10 protein-coding genes are annotated in these 9,073 nt (G+C 72.9%); 2 read left to right on the top strand and 8 right to left on the bottom strand.

What is annotated here, in order from left to right; translation table 11 throughout:
* Positions 1-6: 6 nt before the first annotated feature.
* The 4 genes from ACH4SI_RS17535 to bioB all read right to left on the bottom strand — a co-directional run bounded on the left by ACH4SI_RS17535 (position 7) and on the right by bioB (position 4,063).
* Positions 7-678 (bottom strand): class I SAM-dependent methyltransferase, encoded by a 672-nt coding sequence (locus ACH4SI_RS17535; protein WP_398296631.1) that lies wholly within the window; start codon positions 676-678, stop codon positions 7-9.
* A gap of 71 nt (positions 679-749) precedes the next feature.
* Entirely contained in the window at positions 750-1,484 is a 735-nt protein-coding gene (gene bioD / locus ACH4SI_RS17540; RefSeq protein ID WP_398296632.1) for a dethiobiotin synthase, read from the bottom strand.
* Positions 1,485-1,530: 46 nt separating this feature from the next.
* Entirely contained in the window at positions 1,531-2,850 is a 1,320-nt protein-coding gene (locus ACH4SI_RS17545) for an adenosylmethionine--8-amino-7-oxononanoate transaminase (RefSeq protein WP_398296633.1), read from the bottom strand.
* Positions 2,843-4,063: a biotin synthase BioB gene (bioB, locus tag ACH4SI_RS17550; RefSeq protein WP_398296634.1), complete on the bottom strand. Its 1,221-nt coding sequence runs from the start codon at positions 4,061-4,063 to the stop codon at positions 2,843-2,845. Before bioB ends, ACH4SI_RS17545 begins: the two co-directional genes overlap by 8 nt.
* Positions 4,064-4,264: 201 nt before the next feature.
* On the opposite strand from bioB, the gene ACH4SI_RS17555 reads away from it, so the two are divergent.
* On the top strand, positions 4,265-5,434 hold the full coding sequence (locus ACH4SI_RS17555) for an 8-amino-7-oxononanoate synthase (RefSeq protein ID WP_398296635.1): 1,170 nt from the start codon (positions 4,265-4,267) through the stop codon (positions 5,432-5,434).
* A 32-nt stretch (positions 5,435-5,466) separates the two neighbouring features.
* Here the strand turns inward: ACH4SI_RS17555 and ACH4SI_RS17560 are convergent, their stop codons facing one another.
* Together ACH4SI_RS17560 and ACH4SI_RS17565 are read right to left on the bottom strand one after the other, a co-directional pair.
* A complete protein-coding gene (locus tag ACH4SI_RS17560; protein ID WP_398296636.1) occupies positions 5,467-5,700 on the bottom strand; it encodes a DUF397 domain-containing protein in 234 nt (77 codons plus the stop codon).
* Between the two features lie 10 nt (positions 5,701-5,710).
* Entirely contained in the window at positions 5,711-6,580 is an 870-nt protein-coding gene (locus tag ACH4SI_RS17565; protein ID WP_398296637.1) for a helix-turn-helix domain-containing protein, read from the bottom strand.
* A 269-nt stretch (positions 6,581-6,849) separates the two neighbouring features.
* Here ACH4SI_RS17565 and ACH4SI_RS17570 point away from each other — a divergent pair, with 269 nt between their 5' ends.
* Positions 6,850-7,275, top strand: coding sequence for an ATP-binding protein (locus ACH4SI_RS17570; RefSeq protein WP_398296638.1), 426 nt, complete (start codon positions 6,850-6,852; stop codon positions 7,273-7,275).
* Here the strand turns inward: ACH4SI_RS17570 and ACH4SI_RS17575 are convergent.
* Together ACH4SI_RS17575 and ACH4SI_RS17580 are read right to left on the bottom strand one after the other, a co-directional pair.
* Complete coding sequence (locus ACH4SI_RS17575) at positions 7,272-7,817, bottom strand: DUF6328 family protein (protein ID WP_398296639.1); 546 nt, start codon at positions 7,815-7,817, stop codon at positions 7,272-7,274. The two genes, ACH4SI_RS17570 and ACH4SI_RS17575, sit on opposite strands and share 4 nt — an antisense overlap.
* A 24-nt stretch (positions 7,818-7,841) precedes the next feature.
* Entirely contained in the window at positions 7,842-9,047 is a 1,206-nt protein-coding gene (locus ACH4SI_RS17580) for a hypothetical protein (protein WP_398296640.1), read from the bottom strand.
* Between the last annotated feature and the right edge of the window lie 26 nt (positions 9,048-9,073).

A 9,073-nucleotide genomic window follows, 5' to 3' on the forward strand; every position in this document is an offset into this window, starting at 1 on the left:
CGCCTGCTACGGCACCCGGCGCCGCACCACGCCCAGCGTGCAGGGCGAGGTGGGCAGCGGCAGTCCCCGCTCCGGGAGCCGCAGCGTCCGGTGGGTGACGGGCTCGAAGCCCGCCCGCGCCAGCTCCACCCGCACCTCGCGCCCCGTGTGGCACCCGCCGAACAGCAGCGGCCACACCGTCCGGTCCAGCACCCCCTGCGTCATCGCCAGCGCCCGCCCCTCGGCCCGTCCGTGCTCCAGGAACCGCAGCTCACCGCCCGGCCGCAGCACCCGCAGAAGTTCGGCCAGGGTGCGCTGGACGTCCCGTACGGAACACAGCACCAGACACGCCACCGCAGCGTCGAACGCCTCGCTCTTGACCGGCAGCGCCTCCGCGACCCCGGGCACCACGTCCACCGGCACCTCGGCCCGGTGGCCCGCCCGCACCGCCAGCCGCCGCAGATGGCGCTCGGGTTCGATGGCGACGACCTCGGAGACGGTGCCCGGGTAGTGCGCGAAGTTCAGGCCGTTGCCGGCCCCGATCTCGATGACCCGGCCGGAGAGGCCGGCCAGCAGCTCGCCGCGGAGGTCGGCGACCCCGGCCCGTTCGTCGGCCAAGGGGCTGAGCTTGGCGTAGAAGCGGGCGAAGAGCGGGTGGTGGACGGTTTCGCGCGGGGGCCGGAGACGGCGTACGGGCATGGGTGACACCCCTTTTCCAGCGGGACGGCTGTATACCGGGTACCGGGAGTCTGCCCACGCCGACCCCATCGCTACGCCGTGCGGTGCTCCGTCACGCAGTGCTCCTTCACGAACTGCTCCGCGTCCCACACGCCGTCGAGCCACGGAGCCAGCCACCCCGGGGCCGCCGCACGGAAGTCGGCGGGCAGGAGGGCCCCGGCCCGCGCGGGGACGGCACCCAGCAGCGGGGCGCCCGCCGCCTCCGGCAGGTCGGTCCGGTTGCAGCGGGAGGCGAGATCCGCGTCGGCGGGCCAGCTGCCGATGACGACGCCGGGGAAGCGCAGGTCCCGGGCGCGCAGCGCCTCCGCCGTGAGGGCCGTGGCGTTGAGCGTGCCCAGGCCCGCGTGGGCGACGACCAGGACGGGAGCCTCGAGCAGCCGGGCCGCGTCGGCGAGCGTCGCACCGGTCTCGTCGAACCGTACGAGCAGGCCGCCCGCGCCCTCGACCAGCACCAGATCGTGCTCGGCGGCCAGCTTCCCCGCCGCCTCCGCGATCTCCTGCGGCCGCACGGCGGGGCGCCCGGCGCGGCGCGCCGCGGTGCCGGGCGCCAGCGGCTCGGGGTAGCGGGCGAGTTCCCGCACGGTCACGTCACCGGCGAGCCGGGCCACCTCGGCGGCGTCGCCCGCCTCGTTCGGGCCCACGCCGGTCTGCGCGGGTTTGAGTACGGCGACCGACCGGCCGCGGGCCAGCGCCGCCGCCGCGACGGCCGCCGTGGTGACGGTCTTGCCGACCTCCGTGCCGGTGCCGGTCACGACCAGTACTGTCATCTGCTCCTGGTGCCTTTCGCTTGCGCTGCCCCGACTCCGCGCGCCGTCAGCCGGCGGCGGCCGCGGCGGCCGCCCGTACCGCCGCGCAGATACGGGCCAGATCGTGGTCGCCCGTGATGTAGGGCGGCATGGTGTAGAGCATGTCGCGGAACGGCCGCAGCCATACGCCCTCGCGCACCGCGGACCGCGACGCCGCCGCCATGCCCGCGTCGTCCAGCGGGTGGTCGAGCTGGACGACGCCGATCGCGCCGAGCACCCGTACCTCCCGTACGCCCGGCAGCTCGGCGGCGGGCGCCAGCCCCTCCCGCAGCCCCGCCTCGATCCGCTTGATCTCCTGCCGCCAGTCGTAGGACAGCAGCAGGTCGATCGAGGCGTTCGCGACGGCGGCGGCCAGCGGATTGCCCATGAACGTCGGGCCGTGGGCCAGCACGGGAAGCTCGCCGCGCGAAATTCCCTCCGCCACCCGCGAGGTGCACAGCGTCGCGGCCAGCGTCAGATAACCGCCGGTCAGCGCCTTGCCCAGACACATCACATCGGGGCTGACCCCGGCGTGTTCGGCCGCGAACAGCGCGCCCGTGCGCCCGAAACCGGTGGCGATCTCGTCGAACACCAGCAGCACGTCGTGCTCGTCGCACGCCTCGCGCAGCGTCCGCAGCAGCGCGGGGGAGTGGAAGCGCATGCCGCCCGCACCCTGGACGACCGGTTCCACGATCACCGCGGCCAGCTCGTCCGCGTGGCGGGCCACCAGCTCGCGCACATGTGCCTCGTACGCCGGGTCGGGCTCGGCGTCGAAGCCGGGCGGCGGCGCGTCCGCGAAGATCTGCTCGGGCAGGACGCCCGACCACAGCCGGTGCATGCCGCCGTCCGGGTCGCACACCGCCATCGGCTGCCAGGTGTCGCCGTGGTAGCCGCCGCGCCAGGTCAGCAGCCGCTGCTTGGCGGGGCGGCCGAGGGAACGCCAGTACTGGAGGCACATCTTGACCGCGACCTCGACCGACACCGAGCCCGAATCGGCGAGGAAGACGTGCTGGAGCGGTTCGGGCGTGATCTCCACCAGCCGGGTGGCCAGCCGCACGGCGGGCTCATGGGTGAGCCCGCCGAACATCACATGGCTCATCCGGTCGAGCTGGCCGCGCGCCGCGTCGTTGAGCACCGGGTGGTTGTAGCCGTGGATGGCGGACCACCACGACGACATCCCGTCGACCAGCTCCCGTACGCCCGCGGCCGGTTCGGCGAGCCGCAGCCGGACCCCGGCCGCGGACTCCACGACCAGCGGGTCCGTGCGGCCGGGCATCGGGCCGTACGGATGCCAGACGTGCTGCCGGTCCAGCGCCAGCAGCGCGTCGGGCGTCAGCGGCTCAGGCATTGGGCGGCAGTTCCGTCCCCGCGCCCCGGCGGCGCACCGCGACCAGTCCCGCGTGCGACTCCCCGGACGCCACCCCGGCGGGCTCGGCGACAGGTTCGGCGGTGTCGACAGCGTCGGCGGCGGTCTCGGGCGCGTCTCCGCACGGGCCGCAGGCGCCGCCCTCGGCGCCGTGCGAGCCGCAGCCGCCGCCGGCCGCCGCGAGGGCGTCGGCACGGTGTTCGGGCAGCGTCCTGGTGTCGGTGCCCTCCACCTCGAAGCCCGCGTCGGCGATCATCGCCAGATCGTCCTTGCCCGCCTGGCCCTCGGTGGTCAGATAGTCGCCGAGGAAGATCGAGTTCGCCAGGTGCAGGGCCAGCGGCTGGAGCGTCCGCAGATGGATCTCGCGCCCGCCCGCGAGCCGCACCTCCACGTCGGGACACACGAACCGCACCATGGCGAGGATGCGCAGACAGCGCTGCGGGGTGAGGTTCCAGTCCCCGGCCAGCGGGGTGCCCTCGATCGGGATGAGGAAGTTGACCGGCACCGAGTCCGGATTCAGCTCGCGCAGCGAGAAGACCACGTCGACCAGGTCCTCGTCGCGCTCGCCCATGCCCGCGATCAGCCCGGAGCAGGCCGACATGCCCGCGGACTGGGCCTGCTGCACGGTGGAGACCCGGTCGGCGTAGGTGTGGGTGGTGGTGATGTCGCCGTACGTGGCCTCGGAGGTGTTGAGGTTGTGGTTGTACGCGTCGGCGCCCGCCTCCCGCAGCCGCTCCGCCTGACCGTCGGAGAGCAGCCCGAGACAGGCGCAGACCTCGACGTCCTCGTTCTGTTCCTTGATCGCCGCGATGGTCTTCGAGACCCGGTCCACGTCCCGGTCCGTCGGCCCGCGTCCGCTGGCGACCAGGCAGACCCGCTTGGCGCCGCCCGCGACCCCGGCGCCCGCCGCCTCCGCCGCCTGGTCCGGCTTGAGCCAGGTGTACTTGAGGATCTCGGACTTCGAGCCGAGCCGCTGCGAGCAGTACGAGCAGTCCTCGGGGCACAGTCCGGACTTGAGGTTCACCAGGTAGTTGAGCTTCACCCGCCGCCCGAACCAGCGACGGCGCACCTTGCCCGCGGCGGCCACCACGTCGAGTACGTCGTCGTCGGAAGTCGCCAATACCGCGAGAGCCTCTGCGCGGGTCGGCGACTCGCCCCGCAGCCCCTTTTCCACCAGCGTGTTCAGCAGGTCCATGGCGGAGATCCTGTCTTACGGCAGCGCTCCGGGCCAAGGAGGGACCGTACAAGACGTGGCGTTCGGGGTGTGTGTATTGCCACACCCTGACCACGCATGGGCACGACTACCTTCTATCCGGACCCCACAGTCGGCGCCCGGTACCCGCCCGGCCCGTGCCCGCCCGTGCCCGCTTGTGCCCGAAGGAAGGCGAGGAAGCCGATGCCCCAGGACCGCCGGAACGACCCGTTCGCGTGGATCGACGCGGGACGGGAGCAGCGCGGCCGCGCCGGGCTCCAGCGCGTGCTCCGCCCCCGGCCCGCCGACTCGCCGCTGCTCGACCTGGCGAGCAACGACTATCTGGGCCTGGCCCGGCACCCCGACGTGACGGCCGCCGCGGCGGAGGCGGCGCGCCGCTGGGGCGCAGGATCGACCGGCTCCCGGCTGGTCACCGGGTCCACGGAGCTGCACGCGGCGCTGGAGGCGGAGCTGGCCGCGTTCTGCGGCTTCGACGCGGCCCTGGTGTTCTCCTCCGGGTACGCCGCCAACCTGGCCGCGGTCTCGGCGCTGAGCGGCCGGGGCGCGCTGGTCGTCTCCGACGCGGGCAACCACGCGTCGCTCATCGACGGCTGCCGGCTCTCCCGCGCCGAGGTCGCCGTCGCTCCGCACGCCGACCCCGACGCCGCGGCCAAGGTGCTCGACGGCGCCCGGAAGGAGGACCCGGACCGGCGCGCGCTCGTCGTCTCCGACTCCGTCTTCTCGGTGGACGGCGACGTGGCGCCGCTGACCGGGCTCGCCGCCGCCTGCCGGGCGCACGGCGCGGCGCTGGTCGTGGACGACGCGCACGGGCTGGGGGTGGTGGGCGACGGCGGGCGCGGCGCTCCGTACGCCGCCGGGCTCGCGGGCGCTCCGGACGTGGTGGTCACGGCGACCCTGTCGAAGTCGCTGGGCAGTCAGGGCGGGGTGGTGCTGGGCCCCGCGCGGGTGATCGAGCATCTGGTGAACACCGCGCGTACGTTCATCTTCGACACCGGCCTCAACCCGGCCGCCACGGGCGCCGCCCTGGCGGGTCTGCGGCTGCTGCGCCGGGAGCCGGAGCGCGCCGCGCGGGCCCGTGCGGTCGCGGCGCGGCTGCACGCGCGGCTGACCGCGGCCGGACTCACCGCGGCGCGGCCCGACGCCTCCGTGGTGTCGGTGCGCGCGCCGTCCCCCGAGCAGGCGGTGCGCTGGGCCGCGGACTGCCGCACGGCCGGTCTCGTGGTGGGCTGCTTCCGTCCCCCCTCCGTCCCCGACGGCATCTCGCGGGTACGGCTCACCGCCCGTGCGGATCTGACGGATCAGCAGGTGGAGGAGGCGGCCGACGTGATCGTGGGGACCGCACCGGCCGCCTGACGGATCGGTGTCCGGCGGTGGAGTCCTCCCGGTTACGGCCGGGAGGCGCCCCCGGAACCGGGGTCACCGAGATCGCCGTGGCACAGTCCCCCGATGAACGAGGCCCAGGCCGACGGGGGGAACAGCAGAGCGGGACCCGAGGTGTTCTTCGAGTCCCGCACGGCGAGCAGGCCCGGATTCGGCCGGGCCGTTTCCACGCAATTGTTCATTCCGACGCTGTAACTGCTCTTCAGCCAGACAGCGGACTTGACGGATAGATCGGACATGGTGCCCCTCTCAGGCGCCGCCCCCGATTTTCTTGATGAACGTCAACGATTCCTCAGGTGCCAGGGCGTTGGTCCGCAGCACATCGAATGCGCTGCTGTACGCCCGGAGGTCTTCTTTCCGCTCCAGATAGAGGCTACTCGTCAGATGGTCGAGAACCACTACGTCGAGGTCAGTAATGTGTGGAAAAGAGAAGATAATGAAAGGACCGGTAATACCGATGGGCATTCCGGCCGAGAATGGTAGAACCTGCAACCGCACATGGGGTAACGCGGCCAGTTCCGCCAGTTGCCGCAGCTGAGCCCGCATCACCCCGGCGTCGCCCACCCCGCGCCGCAACACCGCCTCGTCGAGCACCGCGTGCAGCCGCAGCGGCTGGGCCTCGTGCAGCACGGACTGGCGCGCGATTCGCACCTCGACCAGCGTGTCCAGCTGCTCCTGCGGCAGCTCCGGCAACGCCGCCCGGGTCACCGTCCGCGCGTAGTCCGCGGTCTGCAGCAGCCCCGGCACCACCGTGGTCTCCAGGGTGTACGCGGCCGACGCCTCCGCCTCCAGGCTGATGAAGTCCCGGTAGGCGGGCGGCAGCAGGTCGCGGTACGCGTACCACCAGCCGCGCCGCGACCCCTCCGGATCCGAGGCGCCCCCGCCGCACAGCGCCTCCAGCAGCGCCCGCAGCTGCGGGTCGGTGACCCCGTACACCTCCAGCAGCCGCGCCACGTCCCCGGGCTTCGCCCCGCTGCGCCCGGTCTCGATCCGGCTCACTTTCGACTGGTGCCAGTTCAGCCGCCGCGCGGCCTCACCGCTGGTGAGCCCCGCCAGATCGCGCTGGCGGCGCAGCTCCGCGCCGAGCTTGCGGCGGCGTACCGCCGGGCCGTACCGCATCAGATCTCCCTCCCGCCTGTCCCGTCCGCTGTCCCGCCCTGTCGTGACCATGGCCCAGTCTGCCCGGCAAATCCGGTCTTCCGTAGCAGAGTTCACCGCTTCGGGCGACAGATATATGCACAACTCGGTGGATCGGCCCCGTCACGGAGGGCATCGATGGCAGTCTGACGGTCTAAGCCGCCGGGGCCGCCCACCCGGACCCCAAGGCTGCGTCGGCGCCACCCGTGCGCGTCCGCAGCCGTGCCCCGGCGGGAAAGGGACAGGCCGTCATGGCAGACCATCAGGAAGCATCCGTCACTCTGCCGAGCACGCCCGCCTCGGTTCCCGCGGCCCGCGCCCATGTGGGATGCGTGCTGGCCGAATGGGGACTCGGGGAAGGCGAGGCCGCGGACACGGTGCGGCTCATCGTTTCCGAGCTCGCCACCAACGCCGTACAGCACACCCGGGGCGAGTCGCCCACCTTCACCGTGGACATAAAGCTCGACCAGGAGGGGCGGCTGGAGATCGGTGTCACCGACAGTCACCCCCGCCGGCCCCGGCGGCTGTCCGCCGCGGCCCACCAGGACAACGGACGGGGCCTGGTCATCATCGGCTGCCTGGCCGCCGAAGCGGGCGGCGAGGTGTTCGTCACCCCCACCGCGGACGGCGGCAAGACCGTATGGATCGCGCTGCCGTGGACCGTGCCGGTGCGCTAGGCCCCGTGTTCGCGCCGGGTCTTGTCGTTGTGCCTGTCGTTGTGCGGCACGGCCGGTGCGCGGCCGCCCATCCGGTGGCGGATCCACCGGGGGAGGACGCCCCACAGCCCGCAGCACACCGCGAACGTGCCCGCCGCCGCCGCGATCCCCGGGCCGCGCCCCAGCACCACGTCCACCACCAGCAGCACCGACCCGGTGAACGCCATCGTCAGCACGCACAGACCGGCCGAGGCCAGCTTCCCGGAGACATCCACGACCTGCCGCTTGGCCCCCCTGCGGAACAGCGCCCGGTGCAGCGCCGCGGGGGCCGTGAACAGGGCCGCCGCCACGACCGCGAGCAGCAGCGTGGCGATGTACGTGCCGCGCTGCACCTCGTCCAGCGAGGCGAAGCGATTGGTGAAGGCCAGGGTCAGCAGGAAGGCGAACAGGATCTGCACCCCCGTCTGGGTGACCCGCAGCTCCTGCAGCAGTTCGGCGAAGTTCCGGTCGTCACGCTCCAGCGCGGTCTCGCGACGGACGGTTCTCGGGGCGTCGTTCTTCATGTGCGTGCGGGTTACCGGAACCGCTCACAATACGCGCTCGACCTGGCCCGTAGCCGCCCGCGCCTCGGTCAGCTCCAGGATGCGCGCATACGTACGGCCGGCGTCCGGGCCGATCAGATAGTGGGGCATGTCGCCGCGCTCGATCACCCCGTACGGGCTCGTGCCCATCAGATACGAGGAGTACAGGATCAGCCCGTTCGGCCGGCGGGAGTCGATGGCCAGCGCCGAGAAGCCGGGAAACTCGTCCGTCTGGTAGACCCGCAGGTCGTCCGCCGCCGCCCCGTACCGCTCCTTGAACCGGCCGAACCGCTCCAGCGAATCCTTGATCTTCCGGGTCATGTCCTCCTGGTACTGCCGCGACAGGGTGGCCGCCGCGTCCGAGGCCGGATCCAGCAGATAGCAGCGGTAGACCCCGCCCCGGCGCAGCAGGCCCAGGACCGCGTCGCGATACCGGGCCGGGCGCTCGGTGGTGACCAGCCGGGACGAGGAGGTGCGCAGCGCTGTGCCCATGTCGAGCACCTCCGCGGCCGCCGCGTCCAGCAGCCGCGCCTTCTCCGCCGAGCTGGGCCGCTCGGGATAGGCGTGCACCGGTGTGCCGCCCGCGAGCCCCCGGCCCGCCAGCCACGCCTTGGCCGCCTCGCCCGGGCCGCCGTCGCCCGCCATCAGATAGACGTCCTTGCCCTCATGGCTGCCGACGTGCGCGAACAGCTCCGCATACCGGCCCGCGGTGCGGTACACGTCCTCCGAGACCGCCAGACAGTCCGGTGGGGTCGCCTTCTCCAGATGCGCGGCCAGATTGATGTCGGGGGAGTGGATGGTGCCGGTCCGGCCCTCGCCGGTGTGCCGTATCGCCCCCTTGTGCACCGCCATCCGCACATGCAGCTCGCCGTCCACCCCCGCCTGCGCGAACTCGTCCCGCAGATGCCGCAGATCGAGGGTGAGAAAGGTCCGGGCCGCCTCCAGCGCGACATCGCGGGCCACGCTCTCGCTGTCGTCGTGGATCGCGAAGAACCCGCCGTCCCCGCGCCAGTTCCACAGATCGCTGCGGGCACAGCGGTGCTGCGCGGAGACCTGGCCGATCCGCGCCCGCATCCGCTCCCGCAGCAGATCGAAGCCGTGCGCGGCCCGGTCCCTGGGATTCGAGCGGACGATCGTGGAATAGCCGGAGGCGTCGACGAAGACGAGATACACCTGGTCGTAGGTCCGGTCCGCCTGGAACTGATCGCTCACCGTAGTTCCCCCCTCCCGGTGCCGGT

Source organism: Streptomyces sp. NPDC021212 (genome assembly GCF_044332925.1).
Lineage (GTDB): Bacteria > Actinomycetota > Actinomycetes > Streptomycetales > Streptomycetaceae > Streptomyces.

What these genes read in the sequence shown, in the direction of transcription:
- ACH4SI_RS17560 (WP_398296636.1), bottom strand. Translation starts at nt 5,700, where the DNA reads ATGTCCGATCTATCCGTCAAGTCCGCTGTCTGGCTGAAGAGCAGTTAC.
- ACH4SI_RS17570 (WP_398296638.1), top strand. Translation starts at nt 6,850, where the DNA reads ATGGCAGACCATCAGGAAGCATCCGTCACTCTGCCGAGCACGCCCGCC.
- ACH4SI_RS17555 (WP_398296635.1), top strand. Translation starts at nt 4,265, where the DNA reads ATGCCCCAGGACCGCCGGAACGACCCGTTCGCGTGGATCGACGCGGGA.
- ACH4SI_RS17565 (WP_398296637.1), bottom strand. Translation starts at nt 6,580, where the DNA reads ATGCGGTACGGCCCGGCGGTACGCCGCCGCAAGCTCGGCGCGGAGCTG.
- bioD (WP_398296632.1), bottom strand. Translation starts at nt 1,484, where the DNA reads ATGACAGTACTGGTCGTGACCGGCACCGGCACGGAGGTCGGCAAGACC.
- bioB (WP_398296634.1), bottom strand. Translation starts at nt 4,063, where the DNA reads ATGGACCTGCTGAACACGCTGGTGGAAAAGGGGCTGCGGGGCGAGTCG.
- ACH4SI_RS17545 (WP_398296633.1), bottom strand. Translation starts at nt 2,850, where the DNA reads ATGCCTGAGCCGCTGACGCCCGACGCGCTGCTGGCGCTGGACCGGCAG.
- ACH4SI_RS17575 (WP_398296639.1), bottom strand. Translation starts at nt 7,817, where the DNA reads ATGAAGAACGACGCCCCGAGAACCGTCCGTCGCGAGACCGCGCTGGAG.
- ACH4SI_RS17535 (WP_398296631.1), bottom strand. Translation starts at nt 678, where the DNA reads ATGCCCGTACGCCGTCTCCGGCCCCCGCGCGAAACCGTCCACCACCCG.